This is a genomic window from Sorangium sp. So ce1335 (genome assembly GCF_051521615.1).
GTDB lineage: Bacteria > Myxococcota_A > Polyangia > Polyangiales > Polyangiaceae > Sorangium.
In genome coordinates this window covers 12,720,519-12,745,682 of sequence record NZ_CP150363.1, presented here as the reverse complement: position 1 = coordinate 12,745,682, position 25,164 = coordinate 12,720,519, and the positions used below count along the sequence as shown (strand labels likewise).

Here is a 25,164-nt window from a genome sequence, read left to right as displayed (position 1 = left end):
GGCGCGCCGCGCCGCCCGTGGGGAGCGAGGGGCGCGCGCCGACGGCGTCCAGCTTCAGTGAACGGGCCGGGCGGGGCGCCCGATGCTGCGCATGCGCGCAAGCCAGAGCTCGCGCGCTTGCCTCGTTGCGCGCGGGAGATGCGAGGGTTTCCGGGGGGATCCACGCGCGCGGCGCCCTCGGCTCCGCTCACTCTGTATGCGCGCCGCGCAGGGCGCCTACACAGCGGCGTCCACGTGGAGCTCGGGGCATCGGCCGCTCGTGCGAACAGGTTGGATCGGCTCACGGCTTACGGTAAGCTCACCCGGCAATGCGGCTGTTCGTCCGAAGCTCGCCGTGTCTCGGCGTGACTGCTGGACCCGGCGGCGGCGCATTCCGCTCCACTTCGACCGTTGGGAATCGAGATCGAAAGATGAGCTTTCGTCGTTCCGCACTCCTACTCATACTCATTTCACTCCTCACATTCTCCGGTCGGCCTGCCTGGGCGGACGATCTGGCCGATGAGGCCGATCTACACTTCAGGATCGCCACGGACCGCTACGCGCAGCGCGATTACCGGGGCGCCCTGGAGCACTTCCTGGTGTCGAACCGGCTCGTGCCGAACCGCAACGTCATCTTCAACATCGCTCGAACGTACGAGGCGCTCGGGGAGTACGCGGACGCGTTCCGCTACTACGTTCAGGCGCTCGAGCAAGAGCCGAACGCGGCGCGCAGGCCCGCCATCGAGGAGGCGCTCGCGCGCATCCGGCCGAACGTCGCCGTCATCAACGTGCAGACGGACCCGCCCGGCGCGACGGTGTACATCAACCGCCGTGATCTCGGCGGCCGCGGCAACACGCCGCGCCTCCTCGGCTTCCAGCCCGGCAAGCACAAGATCATCGTCGACCTCGAGGGGTACGAGCCGGCGGAGGTCGAGAACGTCGAGGCGAAGATCGGCGAGCAGACGAACGTCCAGATAAAGCTCAAGCGCATCGTCGGCACGGTGCGTGTCGTGGGCGAGATGGCGGGCACGCAGGTGAGGATCAACGATCCGAGCGGTCCGGTGGCGTGCACCGCGCCGTGCGACCTCACGATGCCGCCCGGCCGTCACCGCCTGTACCTGACGCAGGAGGGGTATCAGCCGTCGGAGCAGGACGTGAACGTCGTGGCCGGCACGACGGTGGCCGCGCGTTACCGGCTGAACCCGCTCACCGGCAGCCTCGTCGTCAACGCGGACGAGCGCGACGCGCTCGTCGAGGTCGACGGCAAGCCGATGGGCTTCACGCCGGCGGTGCTCAACGTGCAGAGCGGCCAGCGCCGGGTGCGCGTCTCGCTGCGCGGCTTCCGCCCGGTGGAGCAGGTCGTCAACGTGGTGGCCAGCCAGCAGACCCGGATCGACCTCTCGCTGCGCCAGCTCGAGGAGGTCGAGGCCGCGTCTCGTTCGACGGAGGCCGTCGAGGACGCTCCCGGCTCGGTCACCATCATCCCCGGGCAGGAGCTCCGCGCGATGGGGTATCCCACGGTCGCCGAGGCCCTGAGGGGCGTGCGCGGCGTCTACACGACGTACGACGGCGTGTACACCTTCGCCGGCATCCGCGGCATCAACCTGCCGGGCGACTTCGGCAACCGGATGCTCACGCTGCTCAACGGGCATGCGATGAACGACAGCTGGGTCAACCTCTCGTACTTCGATTACCTGGCCCGGACGGACATGGAGGACGTGGAGCGGATCGAGATCGTGAGAGGTCCCGGCTCGGTGCTCTACGGTACGGGCGCCTTCTCCGGCGTCGTCAACGTCGTGACCAAGGGCCGCCCGACGTCGACCAGCGTGGGCCTCGGCGTGGGCACGGCGGACAACGGGCTCATCCGTGGGCGCGCGTCGTTCCAGCTGCCGCTCGGGCGCGACTCGGGCGTCTGGATGTCGGTCGGCGCCGCGCGCAGCCTGGGGCGGGACTACTACTTCGGCGATTACAGGGATCATCCCACGTCCAGCGATCCCCGGCCCCAGCCTGAGAATGAGGGCGACCCGATGCCGCCGGACGACCCGCTGCGTTACAGGTTCGACGGGCACTCGCGGGACAATGACAAGTTCACCGTCGGGACGCTCCAGGGGCGCCTCTGGGTGAAGTCGTTCTCGGCGCAGTGGTACCTGAACTCCCGCTCGAAGACGATCCCCAACGGCGTCGCGACGACGCAGCTCGGCAGCGACCGGACGTTCTACCAGGACACCCGCGGGTTCATCGAGGCCTCCCTGTCCCCGCGCTTCGGCGACAAGCTCGCGACGCTGACCCGCGCGAGCATCAACATGTACAAGTTCAAGGATCAGCTCTGGTACTACGCTCCTTCTATCGATCGGACCTTCGATCAGATCTATGACAGGGAAACCTTCGACGACATCTGGTTGCTCGCCGAGCAGCGGGTCGAGTTCAGCCCGATCCCGCAGCTGAAGATCACGGCGGGCGCCGAGGCCCAGATCCACTTCACAGCCGAGCAGACCGGCATCAACACGGCCTGCGCCTCCCAGGATGTTTGCCTCCCCTTCTCGTACCTGCCGCTCCCGGGTAACTCGGGCGATGACGGTATCGACGAGCACCCCTACAACATCCTGGCGGCGTACGCGCTCGTCGACATCACGCCGTCGGAGCGGCTCCGCATCTCGGCGGGCTCACGCTTCGACTACTACTCGACGCTGGAGGACCCGACGCCCGTCCCGAGCCCCAGGATCGCGCTCATCGTCAAGCCGTACGAGGGGGGCAACCTGAAGGTCACCGGCGGCCGCGCGTTCCGCGCGCCCTCGATTCAGGAGCTGTTCTACGGGTATGCCGTCTATGCGGACAACGCGCAGGGATACAATGTGACCTACAGGCCCGCGCCTGAGCTCGAGCCCGAGAACGTCTGGTCGGGAGAGGTCGAGTTCACGCACCGCCTCTCCTCCACGGTCTCTGCGCTCGGCGCCGGGTACGTGAACCACCTGAGCAACCTGATCTTCCAGCAGGGCTCCCAGACGGTCGGGGATCCGACGCGCTACGAGAACACCGGGGTTCCGATCCTGGTGATCGGCGGCGAGGCGGAGCTGCGCCGCGAGTGGCGCCAGGGGTGGATGGCGTCGGTCTCGTACTCCTACGCGAAGGCGCAGTACCTGGAGGACGCCGGCGAGAACCAGCTCCGCGCGGTTCCGAACTCGCCGGAGCACATGGGGTCGGTCCGCGGCGCCGTGCCGCTCTTCGGCAAGGCGCTCGGCCTGGCGTCGCGCCTCACGGTCGAGGCGCCGCGGTATGACCGCAACGTCCGCGCGACCAGCGAGATCAAGCAGACAAAGACCGAGCCGGTCGTGATCTGGGACATCGTCCTCTCCGGGCAGGTGGATGTCGGCGGTCTCCGCTACAACGTCGGCGTCTACAACGTCGGCGACTGGCGCTGGACGGCCCCCACGGCCGCGCAGTACACCATCGCCAAGTTCCCGCAGAACGGCCGTACGTTCCTCGCCTCGCTCAACATGAACCTCTGAGCGACGCGGGCGCTGGTCCCGCCAGCGAGCCCGACGCACGACAGCGCCCCTCCCGTCCAGCGGAGGGGCGCTGTCTTTTTGTCTCCCCGCCCTCGTTGCCAAGAGCGCTCCCCCGGCCCCGAGCGGCACGCGCGCGCGGCTGGCTCGCGCTCGACACGGCGCCGGCTGCCGACAGACCTGATGCGGTGGCGCCGGCCGACCAGCGCATGCCGCCTCGCGCGGCTCACGAACGAGCGTAGGCCCGCGCAGGGCGAGGTCGTCGCGCGGGGTGGGGAATGAGCTGTTGTCTGAGCCCAAATGACGTCGTGGCTCCGACGTGCTGTGCACGCGGGAGCCACGACGTCGAAGGCGAGCTCAGCCCATCCCCTGCCCCGCGCGACGACCTCACCCTCCGCGGGCCGTGTCGTCAGCAGGAGCCGGAAGGCCGACGGTTACTTGTTGTAGGGCCGCTGCGCCGGCCTGGGGCTGAACATCGTACACAGGACGGTGTCGTAGAACTTCCCCTGGAAGAAGTAGTTCTCCCGGAGGTACCCTTCCCGCTGGAAGCCGACCCGCTCCGCGACCCTCAGCGAGGGCCCGTGTTCGGGGTCGATGCCCGCCTCGATGGTGTGAAGGTCGAGCTGCTCGAACCCGAACCGCACGACGGCCCGCAGCGCCTCGGTCATGTACCCCTTGCCGCTCGCGGTGCGCGCCTGCTCATACGTGATCTCGGCGCGGTAGTGGTGCGGCATGAAGCGGAAGTACCCCGCCGCGCCGATCAGCTGGTCCGTCCCCCCCCGCACGGTGATGCCCCACCGGAGCTGCGAGCCCTCCTGGTGCGCGCGCTTGAGCATGCCGATCATCTTCCGCGTGTCGGCGACCGTCCTGTGGACGGGGGCGCCCCACAGCCGCAGCCACTCGTCGTCCGAGCAGACGGCGAACAAGGCTTCAGCGTCGGACTCCGTGATCTCACGCAAGATCAGACGCTCAGTCTCGATGCGGGGATGCACGGCGAACGGAAGGTCGAGAGGGCTGCTCATCAGGGGAATCTCCCAGGTATAACGCCCAGCCTATCATCGTTCCGCGAGACCGTGCGGCAAACTGGCGCGCGTGCGTTCGAATTGTACGCGTTGCGCACGACGGCGAGCCGCGCCCTCCGCACCACACCAGGTGCGGAAGAACCCGCTCGCCGCTTGTCGCGATCGGTCAGACAGCCTACTTCACAGAGGTTGAGTGTCAGTACACGTGGGCGCAGGTGCCGCCCTGATCCCGCCGTCGCGCGTCGCGCTCCCATGGGTCGTCGGCGCCGGCGTGGTCGTCACTGCGACTTCACTTCGGTCCACACCTCGTCAAACACCTTGGCTGCCTCGCCCAGGTCGCGGTGGTGCTCCAGGCGATCCGACACCTCTTTCGTCGGATAGATGAGCGTGTTCGTGCGGTCTCCCTCCGGCAGCTTCCCCTGCGCAACGGCGTTGGGAGACGCGTACTTCGTGTACATCGAGAGCTGCGCGCCGTTCTCCGGCGTGAGCACGTGATTGATGAACTTGTGAGCGAGCTCGGGGTGAGGCGCCTTCGCCGCGATCGTCATCACGTCGACCCAGATGACCGAGCCTTCCTTGGGGATCACGAAGGCGAGGCGCTCCTTGTCCTGCTCGATCGCCTTCTGCGCGTCCCCGTTCCAGACGACCGCCATGTCCACGGAGCCCGCCCTGACGTCCTCCATGGCGCCCACGCCGCCCTTGAAGCCGAGGCACTTCGGGTGCTTCTTCACGTCCTTCAGGACGCGGCCCGCCTCGCGGATCTCGTTCGCGTTCGTCGTGTTGCTCGAGTACCCCTTGTACTTGAGCACCGAGCCCAGCATGTCCCGCTGCTCGTCGAGCAGGATGAACGTCCCCGCCACCTTCTGCGGGTCGAGCAGCGACGCCCACGAGGCGTCGAGGTTGGGCACCTTCTTCTTGTTGTAGACGATGCCCACGGTGCCCCACTGGTACGGCACGCCGTGCTTGTTGCCGTCGTCGAACCCGGGCCCGGAGAACCGCGGCTCCAGGTTCTTGAGGTTCGGGATCTGGGCGTGATCCAGCGACCGGACGAGCCCGCGCCGCACCATCCTTGGCAGGATCTGGCTGGCCATGATCACGACGTCGTACTGGCTGTCGGCGCCCGCGTACGCCAGCTTGCTCTCCATCTCCTCGGTGGAGTCGTACCGGGTCAGCCGCACCTGCGCCTTGGTCTGCGACTCGAACTCCTTGATGATCTTCTCATCGATGTAGTCCGGGAAGATCAGCAGGTTCAGCTCGCCTACCTCGGCGGGCGCGGCCGGCTTCGCGCCGGCCCCCGACTCCTGCCCTGCCGGCGCGGATTCCTTCTTGGAGCAAGCGATAAGCGAAAGGGCCCCCAGCAGCATCGACAACAGCACCAGGGGTCTACGTCTGTATTGCATCGGTCAGTCCTTTCTCCGTCTTGTTCAAGGCATCTTGCGGGAACGCGGCGTGCTCGGACGTTCGTCGCTCTAGTTGAACAATGATTTGACAGGACCTGTCGAGTGGACGATTCTGCGCGCAAGCAACGTAACCACGAAGTGATGGAACGCGGCCGCCAGCTCCGGGGCCTCGGCGGTGAGGCGCCGCAGCGCCTCCTCCGAGAGCCGGTAGAGCGTGGCCTGGCGGCTCGCCGTCACGGTCGCCGAACGTTTCTCGCCCATGTACAGGCCGGACTCCCCGACGACGGAGCCCGGCCCCATGGTGCGGAGCCGCTTGATCTTCTTCCCGTCAATTTCCAGCCACGCTGTCAGCTCACCGCTCTCGATGAGGTATAGATCCTTGGAGACGTCCCCTTGCCGGAACAGGTCGAACCCCGCCGGGGCCTCGACGCGCTCCAGGTAGCCAAGGAAGCGAAGCATCTCCGGCCTGCCGTTGAAGACATCCTGGAGATCGTAGAAGAGCATGGGCGGCGGCAGCATGCTCGGGGGCGCCTCCTGGATGATCTCGTTCTCACACGCCTCGAGGCCGCGGTCCAGATCCGGGTAGATGCGGCACACGTCGTCGTTCTCGATCACGACCTCGCCGCGCTCGAGGTGATTCCTGATGTCCGCCGGGACCTCGGTGAGGATGAGCTTCACCCCGTGCGCCTTCGCGAGCCGGCGGAGCCGGAGGAAGCTGGCGATCGCCGAGGAGTCGAGCCCGTTCACGTGCCGGAAGTCGAGGAGCAGGTACCGGATCTCCCCGTCCGTGCTCTGGATGCGCTGCTGCGCGCTCGTGAGCAGGTTGTAGGCGGTCCCGAAGAAGACGTAGCCCTGGAGCTGGAGGATGTAGAGCTGCTTCGCGCGCTCCATCAGCGTCATCTCCTCGCCGTCGCTGCGGGCCACGTTGCTGCGGAGGTGCAGGCCGGAGATGGCGTTGCGGATGACCTCGATGCGGCTGTAGCTCAGCGCGAACAGGATGAGCGACACGCCGAGCCCCACGGCGACGCCGGTGAGGAAGTCCGAGACCGCCACGACGAGGAGGATGACCACGACGACGAGGTACTCGGTCCGGCGCAGCCGGAAATAGCCCTCGTACAGCGTGTTGATCAGGAAGTGAAAGCCGAGGTAAGCGATGAGCCCCCCGAGCACGGGGCGCGGGTAGTAGCTGATCGCGTCGGCGCCGATGACCAGCACGATCGCGCTGACCGACGCCGCGAAGATGCCCGCGAGGCGGGTGTTCGCGCCGGTCTTGAAGTTCATCGACGACTCGGGCATCGACATGTACCCGACGACGCACCCGAACAGGCTGCCGACGATGTTCGCGACCCCCGTCGCGCGCAGCTCCCGATCGAGGTCGATCTCCTGCTCGGTGGCGAGCTCCACGCCGGACGCGCTGAGGAGCACGGTGATGGCCGCCATGACCGTGACGGCCACCATGTTGCCGCCGCCCTCCTTGACCAGGACCGACCAGTTCACCTCCTTGAGATCGGAGGCCTGGACGGGGGGCCAGAGCCCCTCTTTCGGGAACGGCCCGAGGAGCCACCCGTCCGAGAAGGCCTGCGCCACGCTCGAGTCGGAGATGTAGAGGATGAGATAGAAGACGCCCGTCGACCCGAGGAGCAGGATCGGCAGGAGCAGGAGGTTCGAGTAACGCCGGAGCAGCGCCACGAGCAGGAAGCCGAACAGGACGCCGGTGAGGCACTTGTCCAGCGAGCTCGAGAACAGGTCCGGCAGCGTCTTCAGCGTGGCCGGCTTGCCCGACATGACGGACAGCGACCCCAGCACGAGCAGCCACCCGGCGCCGGCGAGGAAGCCGCCGGCCACGGGATAGGGGATGAAGCGGACGAGGACGCCGAGGCGTAACAGGCCGAGCAGCAGGAAGAAGCCGCCGGCGACGACGGAGGTGAGCGCGATGGCGACGATCACCGTCGGGAACGCGTCCGCGTTCGGATCGATCCTGTGGACGCCCGCCGCGATCGCGGTGGCCATCGACGCGAAGATGACGGCGGCGTCCTCCTGAGGCGCGGCGATGACGGGCCGGAATGAGCTGAGGAGGGCGACGATCACCCCGATGATCACCGAGCTGATCAGGAAGATGCCGATCCCCTTCGACAGGCGGTCCGCGAAGTCGTGCGTGAACACGAGCGCGGCCAGGGAGATGTCGAAGGTGACGACGAGCGTCCCCGAGACGGCAGCGGCCAGGAGCGCCTGGACCAGCTTGAGCCGCCTGCCCTTCCCGACCTGCGCCACCTGCACCGGCTCCGCAACGTCCCCTGCTTCCTGCTGTGTCATGCTCTTGAGAGACCTCTCGGACGATGTGGCGAAATCCCCGCGCTGCCCTGGGCCCGACGCGCGCTAGCGCCGCGCCCCGGCCTCGGCGAGCATAGCGACTTCGCCGCCGCGCAGGGTAGCGGCAGCGACGATCGCGGCGACGATGATGCTCAGGGGGCGACGGGCGGGGTGCGCTGCGGCACCCCGCGCCGGGTCAGGAGGCGCCCAGCTCACGCTCGATCGCGGCGGCCTGCTCCTGCAGAGCCTCCGCCTCGCCGAGATGGCCGCTCAGCCGGTGCAGCTTCGCGAACTCGGCGAGGAGCCTCGCCTCCTCGCGCCGGTTTCCGATCTGCCGCTCGATCGCGATCGCGCGGTGGTACAGCGTCCGCGCGGCGTCATACCGGCCCTGGACGGCGTAGGCCATTCCGAGGCTCGCCAGCGTGAGCCCCTCGGTCGGCAGGTTGCCCGACTCGCGCGCGGCGCGCAGCCCCTCTTCCCAGTACGTGCGCGCGTCGTCCGGCTGCTGCATCGCCCAGTGCGTGCGGCCGAGGCCGAGGAACCCGAGCGCCTCGGACGCACGGTCGCCGAGCTTCTGCGCGTCCGTCAGCACGCGGATGTGCTCCTGCCGCGCCTCCTGGTACCGCCCCCTCGCCTCGAGGACGTCGCGGGCGAACTCGTAGCGCACGATGACGCTCTCGGGCGTCGGCTCCGGCGAGAGCTTGAAGTAGACGCGGTAGAGCCGCGTCGCCTCCTCGTGCGCGTAGCGCGCCGCCGCCTTGCGCGCGCCGGCGAGGAAGTAGCGGCGCGCGTGATCGACCTTGCCCGCGCGCCGCCAGTGCCGGCCGAGCGCCACGAGCTGGTCCTCGAGGTCGTCCCCGTAGAGGCTCTCGATCGCCTCGGCGGCGAGGCGGTGGAGCTCCTGGAGCCGCGCCCGCGACTGCATCTCGTAGGCGGCGTTCCGGAGCAGCGCGTTGCTGAACTGGAAGCGCCGCTCCGTCATCTGCGACCAGATGCACTGCGCCTCGCCGATGCGCACGTGCTCCTCGAGCACCGAGGCGTCGGGGAGCATCAGCGCGAGCACGCGCAGGTCGAACTCGCGCCCGAGGACGGCCGCGGCGACGATCGTCTGCTTCACCTTCGCGTCGAGCCGGTCGAGCCGCGAGATGAGCAGGCTGTTCACGTTCTTCGGCGGCATGAACGTGTTCGAGATCGAGATGGAGCTCGAGCTCGACCCGTACCGGCCGTCCTCGAGCCAGTAGGCGAGGATCTCCTGCGCGAAGAACGGGTTGCCGCCCGCGGTCTCGCAGAGGAGCGTCGCGAGCATGTCCGGCATCGGGCCGCCGAAGAACGGGACCGCGAGCGCGAGGAGCTGCTCGCGCGGCAGCGGCTTCAGCTCGATCACCTTCTCGGAGATCCCGGGGTCGAGCGGGATGCGCACCGGGGTGCCGTCGTCCTTGCGCCGCGTCGTGCAGATGATCGCGATGGGCAGCCCGCGGCACGCGCGCGCGATGACGCGCACCGCCTCGAGCGAGTCCTCGTCAGCCCAGTGCGCGTCCTCGAGGTGGAGGATCACCGGCTGGAGCGACGCCTCGGCGAGGAAGACGAAGGAGAGCGCCGACAGCGTGCTCGTGTACCGGAGCTTCGGGTGCAGGCGCTCGTACGGCGAGTCCTCCCAGCGGATGCCGATGAGCGCGGCGAACACGGAGCGCGCGCGGTCGAGCTCGCGCTTGAGCGCGCTCTGGCTCTCGGGCAGCCGCTCGAGGAGGTACTCGAACGCGTCGTCGAAGTTCGTGAGCTTCTCTTCCTTGCCGAGCGCGGAGGACTCCCAGAAGTACTCCTTCAGCGCGAACTCGAACGCGTTCAGCGAGCTCTGGAGCGTCTGGTCGCAGCGCGCGTCGATCCACAGGAAGGGCCGCTCGCTCTGGTGCTCCTCGCACCGGTGGCGAAAGCGCTGCACGAGGTAGCTCTTGCCGAGCCCCGGCTCGCCGTCGATATAGATGATCCCGGCCGGCTTGCCCTCGAAGATGGGGCTCACGTAGCGCGCGAGCTGCTCGATCTCCGCCTCGCGGCCGATGAGGCCGAGGTCGTAGAACTCCTTCTGGACCGAGATGCGCCGCCGCTCGAGCGAGTAGACGAGGATGGGCAGGTCGAAGCCCTTGAACCGGAAGATGTTCTCCGTCGTCCACTGGTAGCTCGTCTCGCCGGCGCGGAAGACCTGCTCGTCGGCCCAGATGGCCGACCAGGGGGCCTTCGCGACGAGGCGCGCGGCGAGGTTCGTCGCGCGGCCGATGCACGCGAACTCGTGGCGCTCGGTCCCGCCGTTGAAGCCGGCGTAGCGGACGTCGCGCGTGATGCCCGCGCGGAGGCGCATCTGCCGGAGGCCGCGCTTCTTCAGCTCGAGGGCGAAGTCGAGCGCGCGATCGTTGTCGTTCTCGTGCGTGATCGGGGCGCCGAAGTGGATCAGCGCGGCGATGCCGAGATCGCCCGCGTCGATGCCCGTGAAGGTGCCGCCGTAGAGCTCCGAGAGCTCGTGCAGGAGGCGCGTGAGCTCCGCGAAGCTCGGGATCTGCTCGAACGAGAGGAAGACGCTCGTGACGTTGCGGAACTCGCCCTCGGGCGGCATGTCGGCGACGCCCCTCGCGACGAACGCGGCGCCGTCGCCGCGCGGCGGGTTGCGCGGGACCTGCGGCAGCCTCGGCGCGGGCACGTCGCCGAGCTTGTAGACGCCCTCGCCGTGGTACTTCGCGCTCGCGGGCGGGATGCGGTCGCAGAGCGCGCGGTCGAGCAGGATGTCCCCCTTCTGCGCTTGCCGCTCGATCGCGACGCACGCGGCGAGCGCCTGCCCGTGGAAGTGGTAGTACGCGCGCTCCGGGGAGACGCGGACGATGCCCCACTCGACCGAGCCCCACGCGAGCCCCATCCGGAACGAGAACGGGAAGCTGCCGAAGGGCGTGTCGCGCTCGGGGTGCTCCGCGAACAGGTCGCGCATCGACAGCGCAGCGCCGAGCACGTACTCGGCGACCTTGCGGTCCGGCGTGTCCTGGAACAGCGCCGTGAACGCGTCGCCCGCGAAGTTCGTGATGAAGCCTCCGGCGTGGTGGACCGCGGCGATGAGCGGGTCGAAGTAGTACCGGAGCGTGCCCGCGAGCGTCTCCGCGCCCGCGCGCCCGTGCTGCATCAGCTTCTCCGTGAGCTCGGTGAAGCCGGGGATGTCGATCATCAGCACCGCCCCCGTGAAGCTGCCCTCGGTGTTGCCGAGAGCGTCTTGCTGGATGATGAAGTCGGGGACGAGCGGGTTCATTTCCTTGCTCCTCAGCAACGGATCCCGCTTGGAATCGGCCTGGGAAGCGCGTCTGCGGGACGCAGAGCCCGGAGTCTACTGCCGGCGGGAACAGATGAATACGGGGATCTTCGATCGGCCGTGCGCGCGACGCGCCGGCTCACCGCCGCGCGCTGGTCACGCTGCGCGGTCCGGGCGGGCTGGCCGCGGCGCTGCGCAAGCTGGTCGCGGCGCTGCGCGGGCTGGTCGCGGCGCTGCGCGGGCTGGTCGCGGCGCTGCGCGGGCTGGCCCGCGTGCGCGTGTTCCGCAGGGCGCGGCACACCGGCGCCTCGCGGGACACCCCCCTCGGCGGAGAGCCCGGAATACAGCTCTGTCGGACCGGCTGGTACATCCGCCCAGAGCGGCCGCGCGGGGAGGACAGACGGGGACACGACGTCGAGGCGTGCGGGGCGCTGGAGGGTCATCGTTCGATCTGGATGTCCAGCGGCCGAGGAGGGGGAGGCGCCGGCGGGGGCGTGTCGGGCGGCGGCGTCGGCCTCGCGGCCGGCCGCCCGTAGCTCCGGGGCGCCGGGGCCGCCGGGGGCGGCGTCGGCGCTGCCGGCGTGCTCGTCGGCGCGGCCACCTTCTTCGTGAGCGTGGCGACGAGGCGGACCGACTGATCCGAGGGGCCCTGGACGATCGAGTACGGCTCGTACCCCTCGTTCCGCACGGTCAGCCGGCGGGGGTTGGCGCGCACCGAGCTGTTCGAGATCGAGAGCTGGAGCGGCGTGGTTCCAAGGAGCTTGCCGTCCTCGAGGACCTCGGCGCCGGAGGGCATCGACTCGACCATCAGCACGAACGACGAGACGTCCGCGGGCTGCGGCGGCGGGGCGACGACCGGCGGCGGCTTGTCCGGCTGCGGCGCGGCGACCGGCGGCGGCTCGCTCGATCGCATCTGCGACATCACGACGCCGATGCCAGCGACGGCGAGCACCCCCGCCGCGACGAGCACGATGCCCTTGCGGCCCTGCGGCGCCGCGTCGGCCGGCCGCGAGGCGGCGCCGAGCGACGCGTCGTCGACCGAGGCCGCGCCCGTGGACGACGACGGGGGCGACGGGCTCGCGGGGATCGCCGTCATCACGCGCACGGGCGGCATCGGCGTCGGCATCCTGCCGGTCCCGCCGGAGTCCATCGTCACGAGGCCCGTCGAGCCGAACGCCGGCGACAGGCCCATCGCCTGGGCGCACTCGCCGAGGCCGCGGATGAACGCCTCCATGTTGGCCGGGCGGCCGTCCGGCTCCTTCGACAGGCAGCGCATCACGAACGCCTCGAGCACCTCGGGCACGTCGGCCTCGGGGTTGCGCTCGCGCATGCGCGGGACGGGCTGCTGGAGGTGGGCGATCAGGATCTGGACCGAGTTCTGCGCCTCGAACGGGACCTTGCCGCAGAGCATCTGATAGACGATGACGCCCAGCGAGTAGACGTCCGTCCGGAGGTCGACCTTGCCGTGCGAGATCTGCTCCGGCGACATGAAGCGCGGGGAGCCGAGGAACGAGCCCTGCTGCGTGAGCTCCTCCGAGTCGTCCGCGAGCACCTTGACGAGGCCGAAGTCGAGGATCTTGACGAGCTCCCCGGTGTCCTCGCCGGGGACGAGCATGACGTTCGACGGCTTCAGATCGCGGTGCACGACGCCGTGCTTGTGCGCCTCGCGGAGCCCGCGCGCGATCTGCCGGGCGACGCCCATCGCGTCCGGCGCCGACAGCCGGCCGGCCTTGCGGAGCCGCCGGAAGAGCGTCTCGCCCTCCAGGAACTCCATGGCCATGAAGTACCGCTCGGGCTCCATGTTCTCGACTCGGCCGTAATCGAAGACCGTGACGATGTTCGGGTGCTGGAGCCGGGCGAGGATGCTCGCCTCGAGGAAGAAGCGCTTATGGAAGTTGGGATCGATCTGATTCGATGAGTTGGTGGGCGTCAGGACCTTGATCGCGACCTGGCGCTCGAGCGCGATCTGCTCTCCGCGGTAGATGACCCCCATGCCGCCCGTGGCGAGGAGGGAGTGGATCTTGAACTTCTGATTCAAGACCTTTCCCAGCAGCGGATCGGACTCACCGCTGGCCGACGAGGCACCGTCCGAAAGCTTCTCCGCCGTGCTCATGGCCTCTGTCTCTTTCCCCTTCCCATCCCGCTGGCCCCCACTGCTGGCAGTCGGGGAAAGCGTACCCCGATCCCGTCGCGCGCTGCCTTCGTTCGCCTTGTTCGATCGACGTCCGATCCGACGTTTGGTCTCACGTTCGGGCTTACGTCCTACCTCGCGTTCCGCCTCACGCTCCGCTTACGTCCGCTTACGTCCGATGCAAATCCTGGGACCTGGCTCGCCGCAGCGCCGCCCGCGCTCGTCGGGTTGTCCCCCGGACTGGCTGCGGCACGTAGAGCTCAGCCTACCGTAAGCCGCGAGCCGATCCAACCCGGCTGCTGAAGTTGACATCCGTTGGCTACCCGACCGCACGCTGTGGGCGCTCACGCCCGGCCAGGACGCTGGGTTCCTGAACGAGCTTGCTGCATGGGCGGATGTACCCGTACTCTGACCGGGTCCCCGATGCCGCCGCAGCACTTTATCCGATGCCAGGCGTGCGGGTTGCCGCACCCTTCGGACACCGAAAGGTGCCCGGTGCACGGCACGGCGCTCACGCCGAGCGTCGCCCCGCCCTCCTCGACGCGGGTGCCGCCGAGCAGGGGCGAGTCGGTCTGGCCGGTGGACGGCCCGCTCGGGGCCGACAGCGATCCCGATCAGCCCCGGCCGACGAAGGAGGCGCCCCTCGTCGGCCGGCTCCTTCACGATCGGTACCGCATCCTCGGCGTCATCGCGAAGGGCGGGATGGGGATGGTCTACGACGGCATCCACATCGGCCTGCGGCGCCGGGTCGCGATCAAGACGCTCCGCGGCCAGTATGCGCACAGCAAGACGGCGATCGCCCGCTTCCACAACGAGGCCGCCGTCGCGGGCCGCTTCGGCCACCCGAACATCGTCGAGGTGTACGATCTCGGCGTGCTCGAGGACGGGACGCCCTACCTCGTCATGGAGCGGCTCGAGGGCGAGACGATCACCGAGCGGCTCGCGCGCGAGCGCCCGATGCCCATCTCCGTCGTGCTGGACGTGGCCGTGCAGGTGCTCAGCGCGCTCGTCGTCACGCACGCCGAGGGCATCCTCCACCGCGACCTCAAGCCGGACAACATCTGCCTCGTCGGCGGCGACCGCGGCCCGCTCACCGTCAAGGTGCTCGACTTCGGCGTCGCCGAGGCGTTCAACACCGGGTCAGGGCCGTCGATCCTCGTGTCGACGGGCGCCGCGGGGAGCCACGCGGTGGCCGGCACCCCGGCCTTCATGGCGCCGGAGCAGGCGCAGGGCGTCCGCGATCTCGACGCCCGCGCGGACCTCTACTCGGTGGGCATGCTGCTCTACGTGATGCTCACCGGGCAGCTCCCGTTCAAGGCGCCGACGCCCGCGGCCCTGCTCACCGAGATCCAGCGCGTCAAGCCGATCCGGCCGCGCATGCTGCGCCCCGAGGTCCCCCACTCGCTCGACGTCGCGACGATGCGCGCGCTCGCGCTCGACCGCGAGGAGCGCTTCTCGAGCGCGGCCTCGATGCTGGACGCGCTCGAGCAGGTGCAGATCGAGGCGGCGATCGGCGGCCCGCCGCCGGCCGAGCCGGCCGAGCCTGTCGATCCGGACTCGGAGAAGGTCGAGTACTTCTACCGGAAGAGCGTCCTGCCGCCGCCCATGGAAGAGTGAGCGGCGCGTGCGGTAGAGAGACCCATGCGAGCCGTCGTCATCCGTGAGCCGGGCGGGCCGGACGTCCTGGAGGTGCGCGAGGTCGAGGCGCCCGAGGTGCCCGAGGGGCACGTGCGCGTGGCCGTCCGCTTCGCCGGGGTGAACCGCGCCGATCTGCTCCAGCGGCTCGGCATGTACCCGGCGCCGCCGGGCGCGCCGCCGGACGTGCCGGGGCTCGAGTACGCGGGCGTGATCGAGGCCGTCGGCAAGGGCGCGCACCGCTTCGCGCCGGGCGACCGCGTCTTCGGCCTCGTGCCGGGCGGCGCCTACGCCGAGCGGATCGTCGCGCACGAGCGCGAGGTCGCGCCGGTGCCGGACGGGCTCACGGACGAGGAGGCGGCGGCCGTGCCCGAGGCGTTCGTGACCGCGTACGACGCGCTCGTGACGCGCGCCCGGCTCGCCCCCGGCGAGCGCGTGCTCGTGAACGCCGTCGGCAGCGGCGTCGGGACGGCCGGCCTCCAGATCGCGCGCGCGCTCGGGTGCTTCGTCGCCGGCACGTCGCGCACGCAGGACAAGCTGGACCGCTGCCGCGAGCTCGGGCTGGACGCCGGCATCGCGGCGTCGGGCGGGACGTTCGCGGACGAGGTACTGAAGGCGACCGGCGGCCCGGGCGTCGACGCGGTGCTCGAGCTCGTCGGCGGCGCGTACGTCAACGAGGACCTCAGGGCGTGCGCGCCGCGGGCGCGCATCGCGCTCGTCGGGCTGACGGCGGGCGCGACCGCGGAGCTCGATCTGCGCGAGCTGCTGCGCAAGCGCGTCGAGCTGATCGGCACCGTGCTCCGCTCGCGCCCGCTCGAGGAGAAGATCGCGGCGGCGCAGGTGCTCGAGCGCAACATCTCCCCGTGGCTCGCGCGCCGCGCCGTGCGGCCGATCATCGACAGGGTCTTCCCGCTCGGCGATGCAGCGGCAGCGCACATTTACATGGCGAGCAACGCGTCGTTCGGGAAGGTGCTGCTCCGGATCGGCGCGTGATCGACGCGTGATCGACGCGTGATCGACGCGTGATCGGCGCGCGTTCAACGCACGCAACGCGTGCTCAACGCAGGGCGCTGCGTCACGCGCCGCGGCCGAGGAGCCGCGCGAGCGCGCCGGCCTCGGCGTCGTGCGCCTCGGCCTCGTCGGCCGGCGTCCACGACATGTCGACCTCGAGCCGGTACGAGCCCTCGAACGGGTGCGGCGGCGCGCCGCCCCACTCCTCGGGCGAGAGCATCGAGAGGTAGCGGACGCCGTCGGCGCGCCGGTAGAGGTGATAGACGTGGCCGGGCCGCTTCTTGAAGTTGCACGCCGCCCGGTGGAGCTCGCTGTCGCGCTGCGCGGCCTCGAGCACCTGGCGCGCCTGCTCCTGCAGCGCCCGGATCTGCCGGGCGATCTGCGCGAGCTTGCCGCCGGTGACCGCGCCGAGCAGCGCGTCGGCCTGCTGGATCTCCCGCGCCACGTCGACGAGCTCGTGCGGGGCGGAGAGCCGGCTCAGGGGGTACGGCGAGGTGCTGGCGGGGCCCTCGTGGCGGCCGCCGCCGTGCCTGGTGAAACCGTCGTCGCTCATGAGGAGACCCGGAGCTTAGTGCAGCGCGCGCCCGCGCTGTAGCGACCGCGACGCCGGGCGGCCGCCCCGCGCCGTCGCCGGCCGTCGCCGCGGCGGGCTCGTCCGGGCGCGCGCCCCCGTCACCGGCGCGCGCCCCCGTCACCGGCGCGCGCCTCCGTCACCGGCGCGCGCCGCCCGGGCGGTCGTCACGGGTCCGGGCACCCGTCCTCGTCCGCGACGCCGTCCTCGTCTTCCTTCTGCACGGGGCAGCGGTCCTCGTCGTCGAAGACGCCGTCCTCGTCGTTGTCCCCCTCGGGGCACCCGTCGTCGTCCTGGAAGCCGTCGCGGTCCTCCGCGAGCTCGCGGCACTGGTCGGCGTCGTCGTCCACGCCGTCCTCGTCGACGTCGTGGACGCGCGGGGTCCACGCGAGCGAGAGCACGCCGCGCAGCGGCGAGGTGCCGATGCCGCCGATCAGCGCGGTCTGTACGCCGCCGAGGAGCGAGAAGTCGCCGAGCGCGTAGCGCGCCGCGAGGCCGAGCTCCAGCGCGGCCATCTCCTCTCGCGCGAACGGCGCGACGGGCGAGAGCGGCAGGTGCCCGTGCGCCTCCAGGAAGAGCGTGGCGCGCCCCTCCGGATCGACGCCCAGGATCTGCGGCCGGAACGAGAGGCCAAGGCCGAAGGGGAGCTCGTGGCCGAAGACGGTGGGGCACGGATCGGCGCCGGCGGCGTCGATCGGCGTCGCGTGGCAGGCGAAGCGGGCCCGCTCGGCGCGGAGCTTGAGGCCGGCGGCGAGGTGCGCGCCGACCGCGATCAGGCGGTACTCGGCGAGGAGCCGGAGCTCGTTCGTGACGCTCCCCTCGCCCGCGTACGACGCCTCGTCGCCCGTGGGCAGCGTGAAGCGGTTGTGCAGGGCGAGCGCGAGGCCGCCGAGATCGCCGCCCGTGGGCTGGACGAGCGTGAGCTTGCCGACGAGGCCGAGATCGCCGAGCGCCTGCGCCGGGACCCACGTCGGGCCGAGCACGCGCGTCGCGTCGGACGTCGGCTCGTCGCCGGTCTGGTAGAGGACCACGGGCAGCGTGAGCCCGACGAGGAGGCGCCGCGCGATGCCGACGCCGGCCGCGAAGTCGGCGCTGACCTGGTGGCGGAGGACGTCGAAGCGGACGTCGTCCGACGCCGGGTCGCGGAGCACGATCGGCCGGAAGGCGTACGAGGCCCAGAGGCTCGCGCTCCACACGCCGGTGTCCGGGGTCGCGGCGGGCTCCAGGTAGATGCCGGCCCCGGGATCGATCGAGGCGCGGAACCCGCGGAGGTCCGCCGAGGGCTGGGCGGCGGCGAGCGAGGCCACGGAGGCGGCGAGCAGCGAGGTCAGGGCGAAGGCGCTCGGTCGCATGGCTGGAGGAGACTAATCCAGCGCAGGGGAAATTGGGCGCCCGTCGTCCGGCCGGGCCGGGCGCTCGACGCAGGGGCGACGCGGACGGCGGGCGCGCGCTGGAGCGAGGCGGCGGGCGCCCGCCGCTGACGACCGCGACGGCCGGCGGGGCGGGGCGCGCGGCATGCCCGAAACATCGCGTTCCGCTGCGGGTTGTGCGATAGCGGGGGCATGGACTCCATCCGGATCCGGGGCGGCAAGCCGCTCTCCGGCAAGATCCGCGTCAGCGGCGCGAAGAACGCGGCGCTGCCGATCCTCTGCGCGACGCTGCTCTCCGACGGCGAGAGCCTGCTCCGCAACGTCCCCGCGCTGCGCGACATCGACACGACCGCGGCGCTGCTCCGGTTCCTCGGCCGCAAGGTCGAGACCGCGCCGCCGCTCGTGAAGGTCGGCGCCGGCGACAACGTGCGGCCCGAGGCCCCGTACGAGCTCGTCAAGCAGATGCGGGCCAGCGTGATGGTCCTCGGCCCCCTGCTCGCGCGCTTCGGCCGCGCCAAGGTGTCGCTGCCCGGCGGCTGCCAGATCGGGACGCGCCCGGTCGATCAGCACCTGAAGGGGCTCGAGGCGCTCGGCGCGACGATCCGGCTGTCGCGCGGCTACATCGTCGCGGAGTGCAAGCGCCTCCGCGGCGCCGAGGTCGTGTTCGACCTGCCGACCGTGACCGGCACCGAGAACCTGATGATGGCCGCCGCGCTCGCCAAGGGGCGGACGACGCTCGTCAACTGCGCGCGCGAGCCCGAGGTCGAGGAGCTCGGCCGGGTGCTCAACAAGATGGGCGCGCGCGTGAGCGGGGCCGGCACGGACGTCATCCACATCGAGGGCGCGGACGAGCTGGAGCCGTTCGATCACGCGATCATCTCCGACCGGATCGAGGCCGGGACGTACATGGTCGCGGCGGCCGCGGCGGGCGGCGACGTGCTGATCGAGAACGCGCCGCTCGAGGACCTCGAGGCGGTCGCGGCCAAGCTGCGCCAGGCGGGCGTCGAGGTGGGCCGCGAGGGCGACTGCGTGCGCGTGCGCCGCGACCCCGAGCGGCCGCTGCGCGCCGTCGACGTCACGACCGCGCCGCACCCGGGCTTCCCGACGGACATGCAGGCGCAGTTCATGGTCCTGATGTGCCTCGCGCAGGGCACGTCGCGCATCGTCGAGACGATCTTCGAGAACCGCTTCATGCACGTCCCCGAGCTCGCGCGCATGGGGGCGCACATCGACGTGGACGGCCACACGGCGCACGTCCACGGCGGCGCGCCGCTGTCGGGCGCGACCGTGATGGCGACGGATCTGCGCGCGAGCGCCTCGCTCGTCATCGCGGGGCTCGTGACCGCCGAGGGCGAGACCGAGGTGCTGCGCGTCTATCACCTGGATCGCGGCTACGAGTTCATGGAGCGCAAGCTCGCGCAGCTCGGCGCCGACGCGGTCCGCGTCGAGGGGCGGGCCGGATGAAGAAGCCGCTCACGATCGCCGTGCCGAAGGGGCGGATCCTGAAGGATCTGATCCCGCTCGTGCAGCGCGCCGGGCTCGACAGCACGCCGCTCCAGGAGAACGACCGCCGCCTCGTGCGGCCGACGGCGGACGGCGCCTTCCGGTACGTGTTCCTGAAGCCGGACGACGTGCCGACCTACGTCGAGTACGGCGCCGCGGACCTCGGGGTCTCGGGCCGGGACACGCTCCTCGAGCGCCGCCACGACCTCTACACGCCGCTCGATCTCGGGATCGGCCGCTGCCGCCTCGTCGTGGCCGGCCCGGAGGACACGCCGATCCCCGATCTGCCGCGCGTCGCCACCAAGTACCCGCGGATCGCCGGCGACCACTTCGCGGGCAAGGGCGTGGTGGCGGAGATCATCCCCGTGCACGGCTCGGTGGAGCTCGCGCCGCTCGTCGGGCTCTCTCACCTCATCGTCGACATCGTCGAGACGGGCGCCACGCTGCGCGAGAACCGCCTCGAGGTGCTCGAGACGGTGACCGAGGTGAGCACCCTGCTCATCGCGAACCGCGCGTCGTACAAGCTGCGGAGCGACGACGTGCGCCCGCTCATCGAGCGCCTGCGGGCCGCGACGACCGGCGCGCAGAAGTGACGGCGAGCGCCGGCGGCGGTCCTCGCCGCCGGCAGGCCCGCCGCCGCCGGCCGGCTCGCTGCCCCCGGCCGGCTTGCGGATCAACGACAGACACCATCGGAGACATGGAGAGAGGAGGCCCCGCTGCTACCGCTGTTCGCCGCGCTTCCGGCCGATATCGATTTGTGGGTGGGAGGGGGGACCAGCGTGGTCGCGGGCGTGCACCGCGACCCGCCGGGGACCCACCGCTTCGACGCCCTCGCGCAGGCCGAGGTCGGGGTCCGGATCGCGAGCGATTCGCTCTACTTCCGGCTCGATCTCGACATGCAGGCCACCTCGGCGCCGCTCGGCCTGCCCGGGTTCGGCCTGCCGGGGTTCGTCTATCCCGAGTGGTCGCTGCCCGCGGAGGGGCTCAAGATCGGTCCTCCCGAGTGGGCGATGCTCCAGATCGGCCGGGAGGACTACCACCTCCGGCTCGGCATCATCACGCACGCGATTGGCATCGAGGACTGGGATAACTGGGTCAACTACTTCCCGACCTCCTCGACGATGATCAGCACCGTGCCGGGCCGGATGCTCGGCGTCGAGCCCGGGCTCGTCCTCGGCGAGGGCTACGAGGTCAACGTGTTCGGCGGCTTCGATCTCGACGTCGACGCGCCGACCTTCGGCGCCGGCCTGACCACGATGCAGGCGCTCTGGTCGACCTGGTCGGGCGTGGCGTTCTATCCGACGATCGATTTCTACTCGGCGGTCCTCGCCCTGGAGCTCTACCCGGCCGAGGAGCTGACGGTGTCGATCGACGGCAGCGTCGGGCTGGTCGGGATGGCGGACGACGTCGGTGCGGTGAAGCTGAAGCCCTGGGTCGGCGGCGAGATCATCGCCAACATCCTTCCCAAGGTGGCTATCCATCCGCTCGTCCGAGTCCAGGCTCTCCACGAGCCCGGGGGCGCCCTCTCGGCCTTCCTGTTCGCGCCCCAGCCGAGCGTGTCGGCGAGCGCCGGGCTCACCTACGCGCCGTTCGACGAGCTCAAGATCAGCCTCGAAGGCAAGGCGTCCCGGGTCGAGGACGACATCCTCCCCGGCCTGTTCGCCCTGGTGGCGCTCCGCCGGCCCGAGCCGCCGCCGTATGCCGCCAAGTGAGGAGACGGCGCGGCGCCGCGCTTTTCCATGAAACACATGAAACACTCGGGGTAGGGCCGGCTCGGCGGCCGGAGAGGCGGCCGAACGTCGCCGAGCGTTACCGATCGTTACCGGTCGTCACCTGAGCGGCCGCGCGATCAGCACGCGGCGTCCGTCGCCCTCTCATTCGCGTCTCGCCTGGGCCCACCCATGTGATAGGGTGGCGGCCCCTCTCATGAAAATCCACGAGTATCAAGGCAAGCAGGTCTTCGCCCGCTACGGGGTGCCGGTACCGAAAGGGGAGCCCGCTTTCCAGGCGAGCGAGGTCGCTCCGATCGCCGATCGGCTGATCGCGCAGACCGGGAACCCGGTCGTCGTCGTGAAGGCGCAGATCCACGCGGGCGGCCGCGGCAAGGGCGGCGGCGTCAAGGTCGCGAAGGGCGGCAGCGCGGAGGCGGCCGCCCTCGCCGACAAGATCCTCGGCATGCAGCTCGTCACGAAGCAGACGGGCCCCGAGGGGCAGAAGGTCCGGCGGCTCTACATCGAGCAGGGCCTCGACATCGCGCGCGAGCTCTACTTCGCGATGCTCGTCGACCGCGAGCGCCGCCGCATCGCGGTGATCGCGTCGACCGAGGGCGGCATGGACATCGAGGAGGTCGCCCACAGCACGCCGGAGAAGATCTTCAAGCTCTTCATCGATCCGGTGCTCGGCCTCGCCCCGTACCAGGGCCGGCAGCTCGCGATCGCGCTCGGGCTCACCGCGAAGGAGACGCAGCGCCAGTTCCTCAAGCTCGTGGCCTCGCTCTACGCGTGCTTCACCGCGGAGGACTGCTCGCTGCTCGAGATCAACCCGCTCGTCGTGACCCGCTCCGGGGACATCTTCGCGCTCGACGCGAAGGTGAGCTTCGACGACAACGCCGAGTTCCGGCACCCCGAGTGGAACGAGATGCGGGACGTCGACGAGGAGGATCCCGTCGAGCTCCAGGCGAAGCGGGCCGGGCTCTCCTACGTCTCGCTCGACGGCGACATCGGCTGCCTCGTGAACGGCGCCGGGCTCGCGATGGCGACGATGGATATCATCCTGCACTACGGCGGCAGGCCGGCGAACTTCCTCGACGTCGGCGGCGGCGCCTCGCAGGAGCAGGTCAAGACCGCGTTCCAGATCATCCTGCGGAGCGATCGGGTCCGCGGCATCTTCGTGAACATCTTCGGCGGCATCATGCGCTGCGACGTGGTGGCGGCCGGGGTCGTCGCCGCGGCGAAGGAGCTCGGGCTCAAGGTGCCTCTCGTCGTGCGCCTCGAGGGGACCAACGTCGAGGCCGGCCGCAAGCTGCTCGACGAGAGCGGCCTGACCATCCAGTCGGCGAGCTCCATGGCCGACGGCGCGCAGAAGATCGTCGCCGCCACGCGCGGCGGCAAGGCCCAGACTGGCGCCTAGGGCGCCCGCGAGCACCGAGCCTCGAACCCAGTTGAGCAGCGAGCGACCGGCGATGGCCGGGCTCCTGTCCACGTTGAAGGTAGAGTAATCAAGCGATGAGCATCCTCGTCAACAAGGACACGCGGGTCGTCTTCCAGGGCATCACGGGCGCCTACGGCTCGCAGCACGCCCGCGCCTGCATCGAGTACGGGACGAAGGTCGTCGCCGGCGTGACGCCCGGCCGCGGCGGCCAGCGCTTCGAAGACAAGGTGCCGATCTTCGACACGGTCGAGCAGGCCGTGCGCAACGAGGGTGCCGAGGTCTCGTGCATCTTCGTGCCGCCCGTCGGCGCGGCGGACGCGATCACGGAGGCGGTCGACGCGGGCTGCCGGCTCGTCATCTGCATCACCGACGGCGTGCCGGTGCTCGACATGGTGCGGGTGCGTCGCTTCCTCGAGGGCAAGCCGGCGCGCCTCATCGGGCCGAACTGTCCCGGGGTGATCACGCCCGGCGAGTGCAAGATCGGGATCATGCCGGGCCACATCCACAAGAAGGGGCACATCGGCGTCCTCTCCCGCTCGGGCACGCTGACCTACGAGGCGGTCGGTCAGCTCAGCGCGCTCGGGATCGGCCAGTCGAGCTGCGTGGGTATCGGCGGCGATCCGGTCGGCGGGATGGACTTCATCGACGTGCTCGAGCTGTTCAACCAGGATCCCGACACGCACGGGGTCGTGCTGATCGGCGAGATCGGCGGGACGGCGGAGCAGCGCGCGGCGGCGTGGATCAAGCAGAACATGAAGAAGCCGGTCGCGGCGTTCATCGCGGGCCGCGCGGCGCCTCCGGGCAAGCGCATGGGCCACGCGGGCGCGATCATCGCGGGCGGCGAGGGCACGGCGGCCGAGAAGATCGCGGCGCTCGAGGCGGCGGGGGCCAAGGTGGCGGCCACGCCGGCCGAGATGGGTGTCGCGATGCAGGCGGCGCTCGCGGCGGCGCGCTAGGACTTCCGGCAGGGGGCGGCGCTCGAGGCTGGGCTTGTCACACAGGCCCTGCCGAGCCGCCCGACGCGTGGCGCTTCTACCCAGCTCGGGTATCGGCTGTCGCACGAGGCGCTAAAGCCTTCTCACGCGGCCTGTCCGGTCACGTAGAAAAGCCATCGAGCTGTATCGTCCGCCGCTCCGCCGAGCTCCGCATCGCGGCCTCGACGATGCGGATCACGTCGCGCGACGCCTCGGCGCGGACCGGCGGCGGGGCCCCGTCGAGGATCGCGGCCGCGATGCCCTCGTAGTAGGCCTCGTAGGCGCCGGGCAGGCTCTCGATCGTGCGGCGCTCGCCGTCGGCCGTCACCAGCGTGCCGAACCAGCGCGGGTCCTCTCGCCCCCACTCCGGCATGCCGGGGCGCTTGCCCGCCTTGAGGGCATCCTCCTGGCCGTCGATGCCGTACTTGAGGAAGCTCCCGCCGTCGCCGTGGACCGCGAAGCGCGGGCCCGGCTCGCGCACGAGCGTCGACGAGCGGACGATCACCCGGCGCCGGCCGTAGTCGAGCGTGAGGTGGAAATAGTCGACGGCGCGCGCCTCGGGCCGCTGCGTCAGGACGTCGGCGGTGACCGCGCGCGGCGGGCCGAAGAGCGCGAGGGCCTGGTCGATCAGGTGCGCGCCGAGGTCGTACAGGATCCCCGAGCCGGGGGCCTGCTGCTCCCGCCAGCCCGGCTTGATCGCGGGGCGGAAACGGTCGAAGTGCGCCTCGTACGAGGCCACCTCGCCGAGCAGGCCCTGCTCGATGCAGTGGCGCACGGTGAGGAAGTCCGCGTCCCATCGGCGGTTCTGGAAGACCGACAGGAGCCGGCCCTTTCGCGCGGCAAGGGCGATGAGCTCGTCCGCTTCGGCGCTCGTGTTCGTGAACGGCTTGTCGACGACCACGTGCTTGCCCGCCTCGAGCGCCGCGCGCGCGAGCGGGAAGTGCGTCTCGTTGGGCGACGCGATGACCACGAGGTCGATCCCGGGCTCGGCGATCAGCACCTCGGGCGTCGGGTGCACGGCGACGCCCGAGTGGTCGGTCATGACCTGGCCCTCCCGTCGGGTCGCGATGGCCGCGAGGCGCAGACGAGGAACGGACCGGATCAGCGGGGCGTGAAAGACGGCGCCGGCGAGGCCGTAACCGATGAGGCCGACATAGACGCGCTGGGACATGGCAGGGCGGGCTCGCCGCGGACGCTAGCCCGAAGGGGCGCCGAGGGGAAGCCCGGCGCCACGGCCGCCCACGGCCGCCGCGATGCGCGCGTCGGAGGCTCGCGGGCCGCCCGGCACGTCCGCGTCGCTCGCGATCGCGTCAGGCGAGCCA

16 protein-coding genes are annotated in these 25,164 nt (G+C 70.7%); 8 read left to right on the top strand and 8 right to left on the bottom strand.

Annotation, left to right across the window (positions count from 1 at the left end; translation table 11 throughout):
- Positions 1-410 precede the first annotated feature (410 nt).
- A complete protein-coding gene (locus WMF24_RS47570; RefSeq protein ID WP_437734128.1) occupies positions 411-3,485 on the top strand; it encodes a TonB-dependent receptor domain-containing protein in 3,075 nt (1,024 codons plus the stop codon).
- A 431-nt stretch (positions 3,486-3,916) separates the two neighbouring features.
- Here WMF24_RS47570 and WMF24_RS47565 read toward each other — a convergent pair whose 3' ends face one another.
- From WMF24_RS47565 to WMF24_RS47545, 5 genes are all read right to left on the bottom strand, one after another.
- Positions 3,917-4,441 (bottom strand): GNAT family N-acetyltransferase, encoded by a 525-nt coding sequence (locus WMF24_RS47565; protein ID WP_437734127.1) that lies wholly within the window; start codon positions 4,439-4,441, stop codon positions 3,917-3,919.
- Positions 4,442-4,782: 341 nt separating this feature from the next.
- Positions 4,783-5,904, bottom strand: a complete 1,122-nt coding sequence (locus WMF24_RS47560) for a polyamine ABC transporter substrate-binding protein (protein ID WP_437734126.1) — start codon at positions 5,902-5,904, stop codon at positions 4,783-4,785.
- A 69-nt stretch (positions 5,905-5,973) separates the two neighbouring features.
- Positions 5,974-8,217, bottom strand: a complete 2,244-nt coding sequence (locus WMF24_RS47555; RefSeq protein ID WP_437734125.1) for an SLC26A/SulP transporter family protein — start codon at positions 8,215-8,217, stop codon at positions 5,974-5,976.
- A gap of 193 nt (positions 8,218-8,410) precedes the next feature.
- Positions 8,411-11,497 (bottom strand): AAA family ATPase, encoded by a 3,087-nt coding sequence (locus tag WMF24_RS47550; RefSeq protein WP_437734124.1) that lies wholly within the window; start codon positions 11,495-11,497, stop codon positions 8,411-8,413.
- 439 nt (positions 11,498-11,936) lie between these two features.
- On the bottom strand, positions 11,937-13,610 hold the full coding sequence (locus WMF24_RS47545) for a protein kinase domain-containing protein (protein ID WP_437734123.1): 1,674 nt from the start codon (positions 13,608-13,610) through the stop codon (positions 11,937-11,939).
- A 513-nt stretch (positions 13,611-14,123) separates the two neighbouring features.
- Between WMF24_RS47545 and WMF24_RS47540 the strand changes: the two genes are divergently transcribed.
- Both WMF24_RS47540 and WMF24_RS47535 read left to right on the top strand, forming a co-directional pair.
- On the top strand, positions 14,124-15,245 hold the full coding sequence (locus tag WMF24_RS47540; RefSeq protein WP_437734122.1) for a serine/threonine-protein kinase: 1,122 nt from the start codon (positions 14,124-14,126) through the stop codon (positions 15,243-15,245).
- 24 nt (positions 15,246-15,269) lie between these two features.
- A complete protein-coding gene (locus WMF24_RS47535; protein WP_437734121.1) occupies positions 15,270-16,256 on the top strand; it encodes an NAD(P)H-quinone oxidoreductase in 987 nt (328 codons plus the stop codon).
- Between the two features lie 82 nt (positions 16,257-16,338).
- Here WMF24_RS47535 and WMF24_RS47530 read toward each other — a convergent pair whose 3' ends face one another.
- Positions 16,339-16,827, bottom strand: coding sequence for a DUF2452 domain-containing protein (locus WMF24_RS47530; protein ID WP_437734120.1), 489 nt, complete (start codon positions 16,825-16,827; stop codon positions 16,339-16,341).
- Positions 16,828-17,012: 185 nt separating this feature from the next.
- A complete protein-coding gene (locus WMF24_RS47525; protein WP_437734119.1) occupies positions 17,013-18,197 on the bottom strand; it encodes a hypothetical protein in 1,185 nt (394 codons plus the stop codon).
- A gap of 210 nt (positions 18,198-18,407) precedes the next feature.
- On the opposite strand from WMF24_RS47525, the gene murA reads away from it, so the two are divergent.
- The 5 genes from murA (at position 18,408) to sucD (ending at position 23,824) form a co-directional block, all read left to right on the top strand.
- A complete protein-coding gene (murA, locus tag WMF24_RS47520) occupies positions 18,408-19,679 on the top strand; it encodes a UDP-N-acetylglucosamine 1-carboxyvinyltransferase (RefSeq protein ID WP_437734118.1) in 1,272 nt (423 codons plus the stop codon).
- A complete protein-coding gene (gene hisG, locus WMF24_RS47515; RefSeq protein WP_437734117.1) occupies positions 19,676-20,311 on the top strand; it encodes an ATP phosphoribosyltransferase in 636 nt (211 codons plus the stop codon). Before murA ends, hisG begins: the two co-directional genes overlap by 4 nt.
- A 168-nt stretch (positions 20,312-20,479) precedes the next feature.
- Positions 20,480-21,430 (top strand): hypothetical protein, encoded by a 951-nt coding sequence (locus WMF24_RS47510; RefSeq protein WP_437734116.1) that lies wholly within the window; start codon positions 20,480-20,482, stop codon positions 21,428-21,430.
- A gap of 214 nt (positions 21,431-21,644) precedes the next feature.
- On the top strand, positions 21,645-22,847 hold the full coding sequence (sucC, locus tag WMF24_RS47505; RefSeq protein WP_437734115.1) for an ADP-forming succinate--CoA ligase subunit beta: 1,203 nt from the start codon (positions 21,645-21,647) through the stop codon (positions 22,845-22,847).
- Positions 22,848-22,942: 95 nt separating this feature from the next.
- Positions 22,943-23,824: a succinate--CoA ligase subunit alpha gene (gene sucD / locus WMF24_RS47500; protein WP_437734114.1), complete on the top strand. Its 882-nt coding sequence runs from the start codon at positions 22,943-22,945 to the stop codon at positions 23,822-23,824.
- Positions 23,825-23,963: 139 nt separating this feature from the next.
- On the opposite strand, the gene WMF24_RS47495 is transcribed toward sucD, so the two are convergent.
- Positions 23,964-25,013 carry an oxidoreductase gene (locus WMF24_RS47495; protein ID WP_437734113.1) on the bottom strand — a complete coding sequence of 350 codons (1,050 nt, stop codon included), beginning with the start codon at positions 25,011-25,013 and terminating at the stop codon, positions 23,964-23,966.
- Between the last annotated feature and the right edge of the window lie 151 nt (positions 25,014-25,164).

Bases quoted from the DNA above. Each gene is read 5' to 3' on its own strand.
- hisG (WP_437734117.1), top strand. From the start codon at position 19,676: ATGAAGAAGCCGCTCACGATCGCCGTGCCGAAGGGGCGGATCCTGAAG.
- murA (WP_437734118.1), top strand. From the start codon at position 18,408: ATGGACTCCATCCGGATCCGGGGCGGCAAGCCGCTCTCCGGCAAGATC.
- WMF24_RS47535 (WP_437734121.1), top strand. From the start codon at position 15,270: ATGCGAGCCGTCGTCATCCGTGAGCCGGGCGGGCCGGACGTCCTGGAG.
- WMF24_RS47545 (WP_437734123.1), bottom strand. From the start codon at position 13,610: ATGAGCACGGCGGAGAAGCTTTCGGACGGTGCCTCGTCGGCCAGCGGT.
- WMF24_RS47570 (WP_437734128.1), top strand. From the start codon at position 411: ATGAGCTTTCGTCGTTCCGCACTCCTACTCATACTCATTTCACTCCTC.
- WMF24_RS47495 (WP_437734113.1), bottom strand. From the start codon at position 25,013: ATGTCCCAGCGCGTCTATGTCGGCCTCATCGGTTACGGCCTCGCCGGC.
- sucD (WP_437734114.1), top strand. From the start codon at position 22,943: ATGAGCATCCTCGTCAACAAGGACACGCGGGTCGTCTTCCAGGGCATC.
- WMF24_RS47530 (WP_437734120.1), bottom strand. From the start codon at position 16,827: ATGAGCGACGACGGTTTCACCAGGCACGGCGGCGGCCGCCACGAGGGC.
- WMF24_RS47560 (WP_437734126.1), bottom strand. From the start codon at position 5,904: ATGCAATACAGACGTAGACCCCTGGTGCTGTTGTCGATGCTGCTGGGG.
- WMF24_RS47525 (WP_437734119.1), bottom strand. From the start codon at position 18,197: ATGCGACCGAGCGCCTTCGCCCTGACCTCGCTGCTCGCCGCCTCCGTG.
- WMF24_RS47550 (WP_437734124.1), bottom strand. From the start codon at position 11,497: ATGAACCCGCTCGTCCCCGACTTCATCATCCAGCAAGACGCTCTCGGC.
- WMF24_RS47555 (WP_437734125.1), bottom strand. From the start codon at position 8,217: ATGACACAGCAGGAAGCAGGGGACGTTGCGGAGCCGGTGCAGGTGGCG.
- sucC (WP_437734115.1), top strand. From the start codon at position 21,645: ATGAAAATCCACGAGTATCAAGGCAAGCAGGTCTTCGCCCGCTACGGG.